Source organism: Kocuria kalidii (assembly GCF_044462225.1).
Classification (GTDB): Bacteria; Actinomycetota; Actinomycetes; order Actinomycetales; family Micrococcaceae; genus Kocuria; species Kocuria kalidii.
The window spans coordinates 57,416-74,083 of sequence record NZ_JBISWJ010000003.1; the positions used below are offsets into that span (position 1 = coordinate 57,416).

A 16,668-nucleotide genomic window follows, 5' to 3' on the forward strand; every position below is an offset into this window, starting at 1 on the left:
CGGCCGCCCGCGCGGTCCTCGGACGCGCCCGGCGGGGGCCGGGCGTCCTGGCCTGCCGGCGTCAGAGACCCTCCACGGCGTCCTGCAGGTCGAGGCACTGGCGCTCCGCGGGGATCTGCTCCACGGCGGAGCCCAGCTCCACGAGCAGGGTGGAGGACGGCACCGCCGTGCTGTCGAAGACCACCTCGATCGCCGGGTCCCGGCCGTAGGTGGTGGCCGTCCACGTGCCGCTGGCCTCCTCGTCCTGCCGGATCAGCCAGTCGACGTCGTTGACGGAGGAGCACGCGTCGGTGGTGGGTCCCGGCGGCGTCACGCCGCAGCGCACGACCGCCGCCGTGGGCTCGCCGTAGGCCGTGGTGGCCTGGCTCGTCGTCTCGCGCCGGTCGTGCTCGCCGACGGTCCCCGGCATGGCCAGCATCGCCGGGGCGCACCCCGGGTCGGCGGCGTTCTCGGCAGGGTCCACGGTGACGGCGGGGGCGCACCCGGCGAGGAGCGCCGCGAGGGCACCGGCACCCAGCAGGGCGCGGACGGGTCGGATCGGGAGGGTCGGGGGCATGCCCCCAGCGTAATCCTCGGGGCCGCCGCTCCCGCGTCCGGGGCCCTCGTTAGGATGAGCGCCATGACCCGACCCCCGGCGGAGCACCCCCCCGTCCCCGACGCGCCGCCCGGACGAGGCCCCACGGTCGGGGAGCTCTCGGAGGCCGAGCTGCTCGAGCGCGTGCTCCCCCTCCTGCTCCTCCCCGCCGCGGGAGCCGCCGGTCAGGTGCTGCTGGGACCCGGCGACGACTGCGCCGTGGTCGCCGCCCCGGACGGGCGCTACGTGATCACCACCGACACCCAGGTGCAGGACCAGGACTTCCGGCTCGTCTGGCCCACCGGTGTCGTCACCTCCGGCTACGACACCGGCGTGAAGTGCGCGGCGCAGAACCTCGCCGACGTCGCCGCGATGGGTGCGGTCCCCTCGGCCGTGGTCGTCTCGCTGACCATGCCGCCGGAGACGCCCGTCTCCTGGCCCGAGGACTTCGCGCGCGGCCTCGTGGCGGGGGTGCGGGCGATGGGCGCGGACCGCTGCGCCGTGGTCGGCGGGGACCTGGGCGCCGGGCGGGAGCTGTCGGTCACGGCCACCGTGACCGGTGACCTCGAGGGCCGGGAGCCCGTGCGCCGGGCCGGGGCGGGTGACGGCGGGGTCGTGGCGCTCGCCGGGACCACCGGCCGTGCGGCCGCGGGCGTCGCCCTGCTCGAGGACCGCCGCTACACGGCCGGGGCGGACGAACGGCTGGACGGGCTCGTGGCGGCGCAGCTGCGCCCGTGCCCGCCCGTGCCCGCCGGGGCCGCCGCCGCGCGTGCGGGGGCCACCGCCATGATCGACCTCTCCGACGGCCTGCTCCGCGACGCCGGCAGGATCGCCGCCGCCGGCGGCGTCGTGGTGGACCTCGACGCCGCGGCCGTGGCCGACCTGGCCGAGCCCCTGCGACCGGCCGCGCGGCTGCTCGGGGCGGACCCCCTCGAGTGGGTGCTCACCGGGGGCGAGGACCACGGGCTGCTGGCGGTGTTCCCCCGGGGCGTTCCGCTGCCCGGGTCGTTCCGTGCGATAGGCTCGTGTGCGCCCGCGCCCCCCGTGCCCGACGGCACCCGCCCCCGGGTGCTGCTCGACGGCCGAGCGCCCCAGGTCGCTCTCGGGCACCCGGTCGGCGAAGGATGGGATCACTTTGAACCATAGGATCGGATCGAACGCGGCCGTCATGCGGCGGTGGCTCGACCTGGCCCACCGCGACCTCGTGCGCCACAGCCCCGTCCTGAACGCCCTCAACGTCTTCCCGGTCGCGGACGCCGACACCGGGGACAACCTCGCGATCACGGTGCGCGCCGCGGCCGAGGCCGCGGGCGTGCTCGAGACCGGGGACGTCGGGGAGCTGCTGTCCCTCGCCGGGCAGGCCGCCCTCGAGGAGGCCCGCGGCAACTCGGGCACGCTGTTCTCGGTGTTCCTCACGGCCGTGGGGCGCTCCCTCGAGGGGAGCACGCGGATGACGGCCGAGTCCGTGCGGCTCGCCCTCCACGCCGGTCACGTGCGCGCCTGGAGCGTGCTCACGGACCCCGTGCCCGGGACCATGCTCTCCGTCCTGGAGGCGGCCGCCGCCGTGCCCGTGCCGCAGGAGGGCGAGGACGGGTCGAACCAGCAGCTGAAGGACTTCCTCGCCGGGGTCGGCACCGCGGCCCGCGCCGCCGTCCTCGTCACCCCGGACCAGCTCGAGATCCTGCGGGAGACCGGCACGGTCGACGCCGGGGCGCTGGGCATGCTCGTGATCTTCGACGCGCTCGCCCGCACCGTGGGCGGCGACGACGCCGGTGACGAGATCGCGCTCGACCAGCTGATCGACGCCGCCGCCGCACGGGCGGCCGGGGTGGTCGACGCGCCGCACGCCGTGCACGGCGGCGTGGAGGTGATGTGCACCGTGGAGCTGTCCCCGCTGGACGCCGCGGAGCTGCGCCACGAGCTCAGCGAGGTGGGCACCAGTGTGATCATGAGCGCCGTCACCGAGACGGGCGAGGGCTACCGGTGGCGGGTGCACGTCCACGTGCCGCGGCCCGAGGACGCGCTCGCCGTGATCGGCGCCCGCGGCCGGGCCGTGAACCTGACCGTGACCTCCCTCTCGGAGGCGGACGGATGAGGCACGCCTGAGATGGCCCGCTCCCACGGCGGGGCCTTCCCCGGACCGGTCTCCGAGTTCGACCAGCCGCTGGCCGGGCTGCTGGGCCGGACCACGGCGGACCAGCTGGCCCGGCAGCTGTCGGTGTCCACGATCGGGCAGCTGCTCGACCACTTCCCCCGCAGGTACATGCCGCGGGGCGAGCTGACGCCGTTCTCGGAGCTGCGCATCGACCAGCAGGTGACGATCGTGGCCGAGGTCGTGCACGCCTCCACCCGCCAGATGCGCTCCCGGCGCGGTTCGATCACGGACGTGGTGATCACGGACCGTGCGTCGTCGGACCCCGGGCGCCTGTTCGCGGACGGTGATCCGGGTCCGGGCCGCACCATGCGCCTGAGCTTCTTCAACGCGTGGACCGCCGCCAGGGACCTGCCGCCGGGCACCCACGCCCTGTTCTCCGGGAAGGTCGGGCTGTACAACGGCGACGTGACCATGACGAACCCGCACTACGCGATCCTCGACCCCGACGCCCCGGAGGCCGGGGAGACCGCCGAGGAGCGCGCCGGCCGGCCCATCCCGATCTACCCGGCCACGGCCAAGCTGACCACGGACAAGATCGCCCGGGTGGTGCACTCGCTGCTGCCGGTCGTGGACTTCGGGGCGGTCCCGGACCCGCTGCCGGACGGGATCCGCGAGCGGGAGCGGCTCATGGGGCTCGAGGAAGCGTACTGGCAGGTCCACCGTCCCCGGGACACCCGCGCCCACGGGGAGGCGCGCCGCCGGTTCCGCTACCAGGAGGCGTTCCTGCTCCAGTGCGCCCTGGCCCGCCGCCGGGTCGAGCTCGCCGCCCACCCCACGACCCCCCGCCCGGGCGTCGCCGACGGGATGCTCGCGACGTTCGACACCGGTCTGCCGTTCGAGCTCACCGCCGGGCAGCGGGCCGTGGGGGAGGAGCTCGCCGCAGAGCTGGCCGGGAGCCGTCCCATGAACCGGCTGCTCCAGGGGGACGTCGGCGCGGGCAAGACGCTCGTGGCCCTGCGCGCCATGCTCCAGGTCGTGGACTCCGGGGCGCAGGCCGCCCTGCTGGCACCCACCGAGGTGCTCGCCGCCCAGCACCACGGCTCCGTGGTCCGCGCCCTCGGCCCGCTCGCGCACGGCGGCCAGCTCGGCGGGGACCCGGACGGCACGCAGGTGGTGCTGCTCACCGGGTCGATGGGCGCCGCCGCGCGCAGGCGCGCGCTGCTGCAGATCGCCTCGGGGGAGGCCGGGATCGTCATCGGCACCCACGCGCTGCTCTCCGAGGTCGTCCAGTTCGCCGACCTCGGGCTGGTCGTGGTGGACGAGCAGCACCGCTTCGGCGTGGAGCAGCGCGACCGGCTGCGGGACAAGGCCGGCCGGCCCCCGCACCTGCTGGTGATGACCGCCACCCCCATTCCGCGCACCGTGGCGATGACCGTCTTCGGGGACCTGGACGTCTCCGTCCTCGACCAGCTGCCCGCGGGCCGGCAGCCGATCGCGACCCACACCGTGGGGCTCGTGGAGCACCCGGGGTGGGAGCAGCGCCTGTGGCGGCGCGCCCGCGAGGAGATCGACGCGGGCCGGCAGGTCTACGTCGTCGCCCCCAAGATCGGCGACGACGAGGATCCTCCGCCCGCCGCCTCCCTCGCGGAGTCGGCCCGCGCCGCGGCGTCGGAGGACGAGGAGACCGAGGGGCCGATGGCGTCCGTCACGTGGCTGGCCGAGCTGATCGCGGCCGAGCCCGTCCTGGCGGGCGTGCGCGCCGAGGTGCTGCACGGCCGGCTCGACACGGACCGCAAGTCCCGCCTCATGGAGGAGTTCGCCGCGGGGGACGTGCAGCTGCTCGTGTGCACCACCGTGGTCGAGGTCGGCGTGGACGTCCCCAACGCGACCCTCATGGTCATCGTCGACGCCGACCGGTTCGGCATCTCCCAGCTCCACCAGCTGCGCGGGCGGATCGGACGGGGCGGGCACGCCGGGACGTGCCTGCTCGTCACCCGGCGCCCGGCCGAGCACCCGTCCCGGGCGCGGATCGAGGTGGTGGCCGGATCCACCGACGGTTTCGCACTGGCCCGGGCGGACCTCGAGCTGCGCCGCGAGGGCGACATCCTCGGCGCCGCGCAGTCCGGGGGCCGCTCGACGCTGCGCCTGCTCCGGGCGCTCGACGACGCCGAGCTCATCGAGCGCGCCCGCCGGGACGCCGTGGCTCTTCTCGGCGAGGACCCGGGACTGCTCGAGCACCCGGAGCTGGCCGAGGCCATCGAACGCTATCTCGACCCGGACGCCGAGGCGTTCCTGGACCGGGGATGAGGCCCGTGCCGCCGAGGACGGGGAAGGAGACCGCATGAGCCGGATCATCGCCGGTGCCGCCGGCGGGCTGCGCCTGCGGTCCGTGCCGGGCCAGGGCACCCGGCCCACGACCGACCGGGTCAAGGAGTCGCTCTTCGCGCGCCTCGAGGCGTGGGGGATGCTCGAGGACGCCCGGGTCCTGGACCTGTTCGCCGGCTCGGGGGCCCTGGGCTGCGAGGCGGCGAGCCGCGGCGCGTCCGCCGTGACCCTGGTGGAGCGGCACCCACCCGCGGTGCGGGTCTGCCGGGCCAACGCCGCGGTGGTCCACGGGGCCCTGGGGCGCGACGACGTCGTCGAGGTCCGGCACGGGGCCGTCGGCGCCTACCTGGCGGATCCCGCCGCGGGCCCGTGGGACCTCGTGCTGGCCGACCCGCCCTATCCGCTGCCGGAGGCGGAGCTCTCGGCGAGCCTCGCACCGCTGACCGGCCGGCTGCGGCCCGGCGGGGTGGTGGTCGTCGAGCGCTCCTCCCGCTCCCCGGAACCGGGCTGGCCGCCGGGCCTGCACCGCTTCGAGCACCGGCGGCACGGGGAGACGACCACCTGGTTCGCCGAGACGGACGTCACATCGTCACCGTCGACCGGCGCGCCGGACTGAGCACCTGCCGCGCCGCGCGCAGCCGCTTTGGCAAGATGCGACAGGCATCATCGAGCACGGGCCACCGGCCCGGGAGGAACGGAGGACGTCCATGAGGATCACGGTTCTGGGTACGGGCTATCTGGGGGCCACGCACGCCGCGTCGATGGCGGAGATGGGCTTCGAGGTGCTGGGGGTGGACGTGGACCCGGAGAAGGTCGACGCCCTGTCCCGCGGTGAGCTGCCCTTCCACGAGCCGGGCCTGGGCGAGCTGCTGCGCAAGCACGTGGCCGGAGGGCGGCTGCGCTTCACCACGTCCTACGAGGAGGCCGGGGCCTTCGGCGACGTGCACTTCGTGGGGGTGGGCACTCCGCAGCGGGCCGGGTCCTTCGCCGCGGACATGCGCTACGTCGACGCCGCCGTCGGCTCGATCGCCGCGGCCGCCACCAAGGACTGCGTGATCGCGGGCAAGTCCACGGTCCCGGTCGGCTCCGCCCGCCGGCTGGCGGATCTGGCGAGGGCCTCCGCCCGGGACGGGGTGGAGGTCTCGCTGGTGTGGAACCCCGAGTTCCTGCGCGAGGGCTACGCCGTGGCCGACACCCTGACCCCGGACCGCATGGTGCTGGGTGCGGAGGACGCGGCCGCCGAGGCGGTGATGCGCCGGGTCTACGCCCGGCAGCTGGAGGCGGGGGTCCCGCTGATCGTCACCGACTACGAGACCGCCGAGCTGGTGAAGGTCGCGGCCAACGCCTTCCTGGCCACGAAGATCTCCTTCATCAACGCCCTGTCCGAGCTCACCGAGACGGTGGGCGGGGACATCCGCACCCTGGCGGACGCGATCGGCCTCGACGAGCGGATCGGACGGAAGTTCCTCAACGCCGGGGTCGGCTTCGGCGGCGGCTGCCTGCCCAAGGACATCCGTGCCCTGCGCGCCAGGGCCGCGGAGCTGGGGGTCGAGCAGGCGGTGCGCTTCCTCGCCGAGGTCGACGACATCAACGTCCGCCGCCGCGGGCACACCGTGGAGACGGTCACGCAGATGCTCGGCGGGTCCGTGGTGGGCAAGCAGGTGGCCGTGCTGGGGGCGGCCTTCAAGCCCGACTCCGACGACGTGCGCGACTCCCCGGCCCTGGACATCGCCGCCCGGCTGCACTCGATCGGGGCGGAGGTGGCCGTCTACGACCCGAAGGCCAACGCCAACGCGGCCAAGCGGTATCCGCGCCTGGACTACGTCGACTCCCTGGAGGCGGCCGTGACCGGGGCGGAGGTCGTGGTCCTGCTGACCGAGTGGGCGGAGTTCAAGGCCCTCACGCCCGAGCAGCTCGACCCGCTGGTGGCCGTCCCGCAGATCCTCGACGGGCGCAACGTGCTCGACCCCGAGCGCTGGACCGCCGCCGGCTTCACCTACCGCGCCCTCGGCCGCCGGGCGGCCGGGGTCTGAGCCCCGGTCCGGCGGGCGCGGCGTCCCGTCGCCCCCGCACCCCCGGGGAGCCCTGGCGGCGGGGATCCGGGACCGCGGTGGCGATCCGGCACGGGGCGGGACCCGGGGCGTGCCGGTGCCGACCGGCTCAGCCGGCCAGCTGCCGCCCGGCCCGTTCCAGGACGTCCAGGCGCTTGCCGAAGGAGAAGCGCATCCAGGACGCGTACAGCTCCCGGTGCCGTTCGGAGGCGAGGGCCGGCACGGGCACGCCCACCACGCCGGCCCGCTCGGCCAGCACCGGGGCCAGCTGCGCCGCGTCCTCGACCCCGTGGCGCTCGCACAGCCCGCGCACGTCCGCCACGACGAAGAAGGTGCCCTGCGGCTCGAGGGGTGCCGCGCCCGCCGCGGCCAGACCCCGCACGAGCACGTCGCGGCGGCGCCGGAAGTCCTCCGTGAGCCGCTCGTAGAACGCACCGGGCAGGCCCAGGGCGGTGGTCGCACCGATCTGCAGGGGCGTGGCGGCGCTGTGCGTGAGGTAGGCCTTGGTGGCGCGCACCGGGCCCACGAGATGGGCCGGGCCGCTGACCCAGCCCACGCGCCAGCCCGTGGCCGAGAAGGTCTTGCCCACCGAGGACACGGTGAGGGTCCGCTCGAAGGCCCCCGGCAGCGCGGCCAGCGGCCGGTGCGGGCCGGTGTAGCGCAGGTGCTCGTAGACCTCGTCGGTCACCACCACGCAGTCGTGCTCGGCGGCCAGCTCGGCCACGCGGGCCAGCACGGCGTCGTCGAGCACGGTGCCCGTGGGATTGTGCGGGTCGTTGAGGATCACCATGCGGGTGCGGGGCCCGAAGGCCGCGGCGAGGCGGTCGAGGTCGGGGGCGAAGCGCGGCGGCTCGAGGGGGACCGTGACCAGGCGTGCGCCCGCGAACTGCACGACGGCACCGTAGAGGTCGTAGTGCGGCTCGAACGTGACCACCTCGTCCCCGGGCCGCAGGAACGCGAGCAGACTCGCGGCCAGGCCCTCCGACGCGCCCACGGTCACGACGACGCCGGAGCCCGGGTCCAGGTCGATCCCGTAGCAGCGCCGCTGGTGCTCGGCGACGGCCTCCTGCAGCAGCGGGAGCCCCGCCACCGGGGAGTACTGGTTGCCGCCGCCGTGCAGCGCGGCGACCGCCGCGTCCAGCATCTCCGGCGGCCCGTCGACGTCCGGGAAGCCCTGCCCCAGGTTGATGGCGCCCGTCCGTGCGGCCAGCCGCGACATCTCCTCGAAGACGGTCCCGGAGAGCTCCCCGGTGCCGGTCAGCAGACCGCCCCCGCGGGCCATCCGCTCCCACGGGGGGCCGGGCGGGGGCGGGACGGCGGCGTCGTTGGCATCCATGGCGGCCAGTCTAGGGTCCCGCGGCCCCGGGCGGAGCGGGCCTAGGATGGCAGCCATGCACCGAGCGATCTGCCCCGGCTCCTTCGATCCCGTCCACAACGGCCACGTGGCGGTCGTCGCGCGCGCCGCGGCCCTCTTCGACGAGGTCGTGGTCGCGGTCTCCACGAACCCGCACAAGCGCTACCGCTTCGACGAGGAGCGGCGGCTGGCCCTGGTCGAGGAGAGCCTCGCGGGCATCGCCGGCGTCGTTGTCGAGCCCATGGGCGCAGGCCTGCTCGCGGAGTACGCGGCCCACCGCGGCGCGGTCGCCCTGGTCAAGGGTCTGCGCTCGGGGGAGGACTACGAGTACGAGGTGCCGATGGCCACCATGAACCGCCACCTCACGGCGGTGGAGACGGTGTTCCTGCCCGGGGACCCGCAGTTCCTGCACCTGTCCTCGACGCTCGTGAAGGAGGTCCAGGGCCTCGGCGGGGACGTCTCCGGATACGTGCCGGCGCACGTGCTGCGGGCCCTCCGGGACTGAGCGGGCCCGCTCGGTCCCGGGCGCCGCGAGTCCTCCCGTTTGAGAACGCGCGGCAGGGCACGCTAACATGGTCCGTCGGTCAGAATTTCACCAGGAGTCAGTCATCAGTCGCGAGAACAGTTCGCCCCTCACCATCGGTGTCCGGGACCTCGAGCACCGCCCGGGGACGATGCGGCTCCTGGAGGAGGTTGTGCCCGCGCCGGAAAACTTCGGCAACGCACTCATCGGCGCCCCGGAGGGCTCGGACATCGACCTGGACCTCCGGCTGGAATCCGTCCACGACGGGATCCTGGTGTCCGGCACGGCCGGCGTGGTCATCCACGGCGAGTGCAGCCGGTGCCTCGACCCGATCGACTACGATCTGGACGTCGACGTGCAGGAGCTCTACGTCTTCGACGCCCCCACCGGCGGTGGCGAGGAGTCCGAGGACGACCAGATGTATGAAGTTCAGGACGAGAGCATCGACCTCGAACCCATGCTTCGGGACGCAGTGATCACGCAGCTGCCGTTCCAACCGGTGTGCCGGGAGGACTGCCAGGGGTTGTGCGCCCAGTGCGGCGCGCGCCTGGAGGACGACCCGGGACACCACCACGAGGTGCTCGATCCTCGCTGGAGCGCCCTGTCGGGCCTGCTCGAGCAGGACACCTCGACCGAGACGACCGAACCGAGAGAAGAGAGATAGCCGTGGCTGTTCCGAAGCGGAAAATGTCCCGTGCCAACACCCGTGCACGCCGTTCCCAGTGGAAGGCGACCGCGCCGAAGCTGGTCAAGACCGTCGAGAACGGCAAGGTCAGCTACAGCCTGCCGCACCAGGCCAAGGTCGTGACCGACTCCGCCGGGACCGCGCTGTTCCTGGAGTACAAGGGCCGCAAGGTGGCCGACGCCTGACCACGGTGACCCCCACCGCGGCACCACAGGACCTGCTGGAGCGTCTCGGCGTCGACATCGACGCCGGGACGCTTCGTCTTGCCCTGACCCACCGGTCCTACGCGTACGAGCACGAGGGGCAGGGCCACAACGAACGGCTCGAGTTCCTCGGTGACTCCGTGCTGGGCCTCGCGGTCACCGACGAGATCTTCCACCGCTACCCCGACGACTCCGAGGGCAACCTCGCGAAGATCCGCTCGGCGGTGGTGAGCACCCGCACCCTGGCCGAGCTCGCCCGGACCCTGGACGTGGGTCCGCACATCCGCCTGGGCAAGGGCGAGGTGCGCACCAACGGGCACGAGAAGGCCTCGATCCTGGCCGACACCATGGAGGCCCTGATCGGCGCCGTGTACGTGAGCTCCGGGCTCGAGGCGGCCCGGGCGTTCGTGCTGCGGCTCGTGGTGCCCCTGCTGGAGGACGACTTCGTGCTGGGCGAGGGCCGGGACTGGAAGACCGAGATCCAGGAGCTCGCGGCGGCCCGCGGCCTGGGACCCGTCCGCTACGCCGTGGCGGGCACGGGCCCGGACCACGACCGCCGCTACGAGGCCCACGTGCTCGTGGGGGGCCAGGACCACGGCACCGGGACCGGCACCACCAAGAAGGAGGCCGAGCGCTCCGCCGCGGCGCAGGCCTGCGCGGCCCTGGCGGCCCGCCGCGGTGCCTGAGGGCGTGCCGGGGGGCGACCGTGCCTGAGCTGCCCGAGGTCGAGGTCGTGCGCCGCGGCGTGGAGCGCTGGGTGGTGGGGCGCCGGATCGAGTCCGTGCAGGTCCTGGACCCGCGCTCGGTGCGCCGCCACGAGGCCGGGCCCGTCTCCTTCGCGCACGAGCTCGACGGCGCGGTCGTCGCCGACGCGGTGCGCCGGGGCAAGTTCCTGTGGCTGCCCCTCACCGGCACCGGCGCGGCACCGCCGCAGGAGGCGCTGCTCGTCCACCTCGGGATGAGCGGGCAGCTGCTCGTCGAGGACGCCGGGCAGCCCGACGAGAAGCACCTCAAGGTGCGCCTGGACCTCTCCGAGCGCCCCGGCACCCCGGCGCAGCTGCGGTTCGTGGACCAGCGGATCTTCGGCGGCATGCTCCTGGACCGGCTCGTCCCCACCGACGACGGGGCACCGGGCGGGTGCTCCGCGGCGGAGGCCCCGCTGGTGCCGGCCCGGGCCGCCCACATCGCCCGGGACCTCCTGGATCCCGCCTTCGACGGGGACCGCTTCCACGACCGGCTGCGCCGGCGACGGACCGGGCTCAAGCGCGCGCTGCTCGACCAGTCGCTCGTCTCCGGGATCGGCAACATCTACGCCGACGAGGCGCTCTGGGAGGCGCGCCTGCACTGGGCCCGCCCCACCGACACCCTCCGGCGCCCCGAGACGCGGCGCGTGCTCGCCGCCGTCCGGGAGGTGATGGTCCGTGCCCTCGCGGCCGGCGGGACGAGCTTCGACTCGCTCTACGTCAACGTCAACGGGGAGTCGGGGTACTTCGCCCGCTCCCTCAACGCCTACGGCCGGGCCGCGCTGCCCTGCCCCCGCTGCGCGGCGGAGGGCCGGAGCACGCTGATCGTCCGGGAGCAGTTCATGAATCGCTCCTCGTACCGCTGCCCCGTCTGCCAGCGCACGCCCCGCAACGCCCGGCTCTGACCGGCCCGCCGGGAGCGGCTCAGGAGCCCCCGGCGGAGGCCGGGCCCGCGGCCGGCGTCGCGGCGTCCTCCCGGGGATGCGTCCGGTAGTGCCCGGCCAGCCGCTCCATGCCCTCCTCGACCGTCACGGCGGGTGCCCAGTCGAGCACCTCGCGGGTGGTCCGCTGCTCGAACCAGTGCGCCGTGGACATCTGCTCGGCCAGGAAGGCCGTCATCGGCGGCTCGTCCGCCCCCGGGCGGAGCGCCCACACCTTCTCGATCACCGTGCCCGCGAGCCGGGCCAGGGCGCCCGGCACCCGGCGGGTCGGGGCGTCCACGCCGGCGGCCCGGCAGAAGCCCGCGACGAGCTCGCCCACGGTGCGGGGCTGGCCGTTCGTGACCACCAGCGCCCTGCCGTGGGACCAGTCGATGCGCTCCAGGGCGCGGACGATCGCCTCCGCCGCGTTGTCCACGTAGGTGGTGTCGATCAGCGCCGCGCCGTGGTCCAGTAGCGGCAGCCGCCCCGTCGCGGCGCGGTCGACGATCCGCTCGACGAGCTGGGTGTCCCCGGGGCCCCACACGATGTGCGGGCGCACGGCCGCGACCCGCAGCCCCCGGCCGTCCGCCTCGAGGGCGAGCAGCTCGGCCGCGGCCTTGGACCGGGCGTAGTTCCCGCGGGCGTGCACGGGATCCGCCGGCTGCGCGCTCTCGCCCACGATCGACTCGCCCGTGTGGGCGACCGAAGGGGAGGAGACGAACACGACGTTCTGCACGCCGGCGCGCTTGGCGGTCTCCAGGACCACCCGCGTGCCGGTGACGTTGGTCAGCACGAATTCGTCCCACGCCCCGGCGAAGGAGACCTTGGCGGCGAGGTGGACGACGTCGTCGACCCCGTCCATGGCACGGGCGACGGCGTCCGGGTCCGAGACGGAGCCCAGGACCTCCTCGACGTGCGGCTGGTCGGCCAGCGGGGCGTGCCGGCGCTGCAGCAGCCGGACCGTCCAGTCCCGGGCGGCCAGCAGCCGGGCCACGTGCTCGCCGAGCATCCCGGAGGCCCCGGTGACGAGCACCGTGCGCCCGGCGCCGCTCAGCTCCTGCCGCCCGTGCTCCGCCTCGTGGCTGCCGGAGTTGTCCCGCGGGGCGCCCTGCGACGACGGGGCGTCGGGGGCGGGGACCTTGTCGTCGTGCGCGCCGTCCTGGCGGTGCTTGCCGTTCACGGGTTCCTGATCCTTCCTCCGGCCAGGGCGGAGTCCGCCCATCCGGCCAGCAGGGCTCGGTCGATCTTGGAGTTGTGCCGGATGTCGGTGGGGTGCTCGGGGACCACGAGCACGGCGGCGAGGTCCAGTCCGGTGGCCCGCCGCACGGCGGCGCGCACGGCCCAGGAGAGCAGGGGGTCGGCGGGACCGGGGCGCTCGGCCCGCGGGACGGTCTCCACGACGGCCACGGGCACCTGGGCGCCCGCCGGGCCCACCCCGACGACGGCCGTGCGGCCGGCCCCGGGCACGGTCTGCGCCGCGTGCTCGGCGGCCACCGGTGTCAGCACGCCTCCGGCGGAGAGGATCACGTGCGCGAGGCGGCCCTCGACCCACAGCCGGCCGGCGGCGTCGACGTGCCCCACGTCCCCGGTGCGGTGCCAGCCGGGCAGCTGGGTGCTGAGGTGCTCCGTGTACCACAGGCGGTCGTAGCGGTCCTTGACGTGCGGGGCGCGGGCGACGATCTCGCCGGTCACCCCGGGCTCCGTCGTGATCTCGTCCACCGGGGTCCCGTCCGGGCGCAGGGCGGTGACGCCGAGCTCGGCGCCGTGCACGGCGGTGCCCACGCACACGCCGTTGCCGGCGCCGGCCACGGCGGAGCCCGCTCCGTCTCGTGCGGCCTGCCGGATGGTGCCCAGGGTGACGTCCGTGAGCGGCAGCCCCTCGGTCATCCCGTAGGGGGTGTGCAGCGTGGCCGCGGGCACGAGCTCCTGCAGCTGCTCCAGCAGCTGCTCCGGGAGGGGGGCGCCGGCCGAGAGCACGAGCTCCACGAGGCCGAGGGCCTGCCGCTGCCCCTCGTCCAGTTCGTGGCGGGTGGCGAGGACGTTGCTGATCGCCGCGGGGGAGAGGAACACGGCCGTCGCCCGGATCGCCGACGCGGCGTCGGCCAGGGCCCGGGCCGTCAGGGTCTTCGGGGCGGTGACGTCCATGTCGGGGGTCACCGAGGTGGTCCCCATCGCCGGGCCGAGCAGCGCGAACGGCGCGAAGCCGGCCACGAGCCCCGTGCCGTCCGTCAGCCCGTACGTGCCGCGCACGGCGTCGCGCATGGCGGAGAGCTGCCGGTGGGTGTAGACGACGCCCTTGGCCGGGCCCGTGGACCCGGAGGTGAACAGCACCACGGCGTCCGCGTCGGGGTCCGGGGCGGGCAGCTCCGCCCGGACGGACGTCTCCAGCAGACGGGGCACGTCGTGGGCCACGCCGAGGGCGCGACGGGAGACGGGGTCGAGGCGCTCCAGGGAGATCCGGGTGCCCGGCCAGCCCAGCGCCCGCCCGGCCACGAGGGCCTTGCGGATGCCCACCAGCCAGTCCGGCCCGGCTCCCTTGAGCGCCCGGGTCAGGCCCTTGGGCCCCAGGCCGGTGTCCGCGACGACCACCACGGCGCCGATCCGCAGGCACGCGTAGAGCAGGGCGGTGAGGTCGGAGCCCGGCGGGACCATCAGGTTCACCCGGTGCCCGGGGCGCACGCCGATCCGGACCAGGCCCGCGGCGAGGCGGTCCACGCGGTCGGCGAGGTCGGCCCAGCTCAGGCTCGCCCGCACCGGGACCGCGGGGTCCCCCGCGCCGCCGGACGCGCGGGCCATGTCGACCACGGCGAGCCCGAGGTCGGCACGCCGCTCGTCGAGCTCCGCGGTGAACGGCACGTGCTCGCCGCGGGCGGTCGCCCGGCGCTGCACGTGCAGCTCGCGGCGGGCCGGGCCGGGCCCGAACCGGTCGGCGAGCCAGGCCATCACCGGGCCGGCGATGTCGCGGGCCTCGGGCAGCAGGTGCTGGGCGCCCTCGAAGCGGTGGACGTCGGCGTGCGGCAGGCGCCGCACGAGGTCCTGGAGGTAGCGCTCCTGGAACACGGGGTCCCCGGTCCCCCAGAGGAGCAGCGCGGGCACCTCCATCCCGGCCACGCCGGCGGCGATCCGCTCGAAGCGCGCATGGGAGGGGTGGTCGGCCGGGACGGGGATGTCGGCCACGAAGTGGCGGATCGCCTCGCGCCGCTCGCCCGTGGCGTACGGCGCCCGGTAGGCGGCCCGGACGTCCGCGGGCAGGGACGGATCGGCCAGTGCCAGGGCCACGTCGAGGAACGCCGTGGTGCGCTCGGTGAGCGTGGGGTGCGCGGCCGGGGCCAGCGCCAGGCGCAGGGAGGCGGGGATCCGCTCGGCGCCGTCGTGGTGGACGGCCGTGTTGGTGAGGATCGTGCCGCGGTGCACGGACGGGTGCTCCAGCGCCCAGCCGCAGGAGATCAGCCCGCCCCAGTCGTGGGCGAGGGTCACCACCGGCGTCTCGGCGTCGTCCAGGCCCAGCTCGGCGGTGAGGTCGGCCAGGTCCCGGATCCGGTCGTCGAGGCGCCGGAAGAGCCCGGTGCGCTCGGAGAAGCCCATGTCCAGCTGGTCCACGGCCACGACGCGCCACGGGTTGGCCGGATCCAGGCCGGCGGCCAGGACGTCGCGCCACAGGTAGGACCAGGTGGGGTTGCCGTGCACGGCGAGCACCGTTCCGCGGGGGACCAGGCCGGCGGCCTCCAGGGAGTCGGCGTTGTCCAGGACGTGCCAGCGACGGCGGCGACCGGGCACCGGTTCCACGGGCGCGGTCGAGGCGACCGTGACCGTGCGCGACCAGGCCGGGTCCACTCCCGGCAGGGGCACCTCCGTCATGGGCAGCCGCGCCGCGCCCGGCCCCCCGGTCGTCGCGGTCGTGGACGGTCGTCTGCGTGCCATGGTCGTGGGGCTCCTCCGGGGTGCGGTCGTGCGGGTGCGGTGGTGCGGTTCAACGCCGGCGGATCACCAGTCGATCTCCATGTAGGTCGCGTTGAGCCCGGAGCCCACGCCGAGCAGCAGGACGCGCTCGTCGGGCTCGAGCCGCTCGGCCTCGAGGGCGAGGGTCATCGGCAGGGCCGCGGCCGCGACGTTGCCCCAGAAGGGGAAGGTGATCGGGAACTTCTCCGGGTCGATCCCGACGTCCTGGAACAGCTTGTTGGTGTGCGACGTGGAGACCTGGTGGCCGATGTAGCGGTCCATCCCGGCCCAGTCCCAGCCGTCCTCGTGCGCGTCGTGCCAGGCGTCCGCGAGCAGCCCCACGCCGTGCTTGAGCAGCCCCGTGGCGTCCGTGTACATGCCGTCGAAGCCGCCGATGCACAGCCCGTGGTGCTCGGTCGCGGAACGCGTGACGGATCCCGCGATGCGGTGGCCCTCGGGGTGCCGGTCGGCCGGGCCGACCACCGCGGCGGCCGCTCCGCAGCCGAGGGTCAGGGTGGCGAACTCGCGCACCACGTCCGCCCGGGTCACGTCCGGTCCCTGGAGCCGCTCGTAGGTCTCGCGGTGCCAGGGGGTCGGGTCCTCGCCGGCGACGACGACCGCGTAGTCGATCGCGCCCGAGTCGATCATCGTCGAGGCGATCGTGAGCCCGTTGACGAAGCCGAGGCACGCGTTGGTGACGTCGAAGTTCAGCGCGGAGGGAGCCAGTCCGAGCCGGTGGTGGACGGACACCGAGACGGCCGGCTCGTAGCCGTCACGGGTCACCGAGGCGTTGATGAGCAGCCCCACCTGGTCCGGCCGGACACCGGCGTTCGCCAGGGCCGCCTCGCCCGCCTCCACGGCGCCGTCCGTGAAGTGGCGCCCCGGGGCCCACACGCGGCGTTCGTTGACGCCCGCGAGCCGCTCGAGGAGGCCCTTCGGCATCTTCAGTCGCGCGAACGTCTCCTCCAGGACCTCGTCCGCGTGGGACGAGGGCACCACCTCGTCGGCCTCGACCTTGGTGATGGCCAGAAGGGCGGAATTGCGGTGACGGATCGAGGAATTACCGGTCAAGGTCTCTGGCTTTCGTTAGGGTCTCGCCGACGTCCCCGGCCGGCCCACGGAGGGCGCGGTCACGGGGAGGGGCGGTCGTGCTGGTCGCGGTCAGTCTAGCCGCCGGTTCCCGGCGCGGGGTCCGCACCCCGTCGTTTCTCTGTAGGCTTATCGTTCGCCCGCGTCGTCGCCGACCGCGGCCGTCG

The 16,668-nt window shown here is 75.0% G+C and carries 15 protein-coding genes; 10 read left to right on the plus strand and 5 right to left on the minus strand.

Features of this window, described 5'->3' with window-relative positions:
- Positions 1–61: 61 nt before the first annotated feature.
- Positions 62–556 (minus strand): DUF3515 family protein, encoded by a 495-nt coding sequence (locus ACH9D3_RS00320; RefSeq protein WP_396409432.1) that lies wholly within the window; start codon positions 554–556, stop codon positions 62–64.
- Between the two features lie 63 nt (positions 557–619).
- On the opposite strand from ACH9D3_RS00320, the gene thiL reads away from it, so the two are divergent.
- From thiL to ACH9D3_RS00345, 5 genes are all read left to right on the plus strand, one after another.
- Positions 620–1,720 (plus strand): thiamine-phosphate kinase, encoded by a 1,101-nt coding sequence (thiL, locus tag ACH9D3_RS00325; protein ID WP_396409433.1) that lies wholly within the window; start codon positions 620–622, stop codon positions 1,718–1,720.
- Complete coding sequence (locus tag ACH9D3_RS00330) at positions 1,710–2,669, plus strand: DAK2 domain-containing protein (protein WP_396409434.1); 960 nt, start codon at positions 1,710–1,712, stop codon at positions 2,667–2,669. Before thiL ends, ACH9D3_RS00330 begins: the two co-directional genes overlap by 11 nt.
- 12 nt (positions 2,670–2,681) lie before the next feature.
- Entirely contained in the window at positions 2,682–4,976 is a 2,295-nt protein-coding gene (locus ACH9D3_RS00335; protein ID WP_396409435.1) for a DEAD/DEAH box helicase, read from the plus strand.
- Positions 4,977–5,010: 34 nt separating this feature from the next.
- Positions 5,011–5,610 carry an RsmD family RNA methyltransferase gene (locus ACH9D3_RS00340; RefSeq protein WP_396409436.1) on the plus strand — a complete coding sequence of 200 codons (600 nt, stop codon included), beginning with the start codon at positions 5,011–5,013 and terminating at the stop codon, positions 5,608–5,610.
- A 91-nt stretch (positions 5,611–5,701) separates the two neighbouring features.
- Positions 5,702–7,027 (plus strand): nucleotide sugar dehydrogenase, encoded by a 1,326-nt coding sequence (locus tag ACH9D3_RS00345; RefSeq protein ID WP_396409437.1) that lies wholly within the window; start codon positions 5,702–5,704, stop codon positions 7,025–7,027.
- Positions 7,028–7,154: 127 nt separating this feature from the next.
- Here ACH9D3_RS00345 and ACH9D3_RS00350 read toward each other — a convergent pair whose 3' ends face one another.
- Positions 7,155–8,381, minus strand: a complete 1,227-nt coding sequence (locus ACH9D3_RS00350) for an aminotransferase class I/II-fold pyridoxal phosphate-dependent enzyme (RefSeq protein WP_396409438.1) — start codon at positions 8,379–8,381, stop codon at positions 7,155–7,157.
- A 55-nt stretch (positions 8,382–8,436) separates the two neighbouring features.
- Here ACH9D3_RS00350 and coaD point away from each other — a divergent pair, with 55 nt between their 5' ends.
- The 5 genes from coaD (at position 8,437) to mutM (ending at position 11,458) form a co-directional block, all read left to right on the plus strand.
- Positions 8,437–8,904, plus strand: a complete 468-nt coding sequence (coaD, locus tag ACH9D3_RS00355) for a pantetheine-phosphate adenylyltransferase (protein WP_396409439.1) — start codon at positions 8,437–8,439, stop codon at positions 8,902–8,904.
- Positions 8,905–9,073: 169 nt separating this feature from the next.
- Positions 9,074–9,586 (plus strand): YceD family protein, encoded by a 513-nt coding sequence (locus ACH9D3_RS00360; protein WP_396400614.1) that lies wholly within the window; start codon positions 9,074–9,076, stop codon positions 9,584–9,586.
- 2 nt (positions 9,587–9,588) lie between these two features.
- Positions 9,589–9,792, plus strand: coding sequence for a 50S ribosomal protein L32 (gene rpmF, locus ACH9D3_RS00365; protein WP_058874629.1), 204 nt, complete (start codon positions 9,589–9,591; stop codon positions 9,790–9,792).
- A 5-nt stretch (positions 9,793–9,797) separates the two neighbouring features.
- Complete coding sequence (gene rnc / locus ACH9D3_RS00370; protein ID WP_396400613.1) at positions 9,798–10,496, plus strand: ribonuclease III; 699 nt, start codon at positions 9,798–9,800, stop codon at positions 10,494–10,496.
- Positions 10,497–10,516: 20 nt separating this feature from the next.
- A complete protein-coding gene (mutM, locus tag ACH9D3_RS00375) occupies positions 10,517–11,458 on the plus strand; it encodes a bifunctional DNA-formamidopyrimidine glycosylase/DNA-(apurinic or apyrimidinic site) lyase (protein ID WP_396409440.1) in 942 nt (313 codons plus the stop codon).
- A 19-nt stretch (positions 11,459–11,477) separates the two neighbouring features.
- On the opposite strand, the gene ACH9D3_RS00380 is transcribed toward mutM, so the two are convergent.
- From ACH9D3_RS00380 to ACH9D3_RS00390, 3 genes are all read right to left on the minus strand, one after another.
- On the minus strand, positions 11,478–12,653 hold the full coding sequence (locus ACH9D3_RS00380; RefSeq protein ID WP_396409441.1) for an NAD-dependent epimerase/dehydratase family protein: 1,176 nt from the start codon (positions 12,651–12,653) through the stop codon (positions 11,478–11,480).
- Positions 12,650–15,331, minus strand: coding sequence for an alpha/beta fold hydrolase (locus ACH9D3_RS00385; protein WP_396409443.1), 2,682 nt, complete (start codon positions 15,329–15,331; stop codon positions 12,650–12,652). Before ACH9D3_RS00385 ends, ACH9D3_RS00380 begins: the two co-directional genes overlap by 4 nt.
- A 126-nt stretch (positions 15,332–15,457) precedes the next feature.
- Complete coding sequence (locus ACH9D3_RS00390) at positions 15,458–16,483, minus strand: 3-oxoacyl-ACP synthase III (RefSeq protein ID WP_396409442.1); 1,026 nt, start codon at positions 16,481–16,483, stop codon at positions 15,458–15,460.
- Positions 16,484–16,668: the final 185 nt, after the last annotated feature.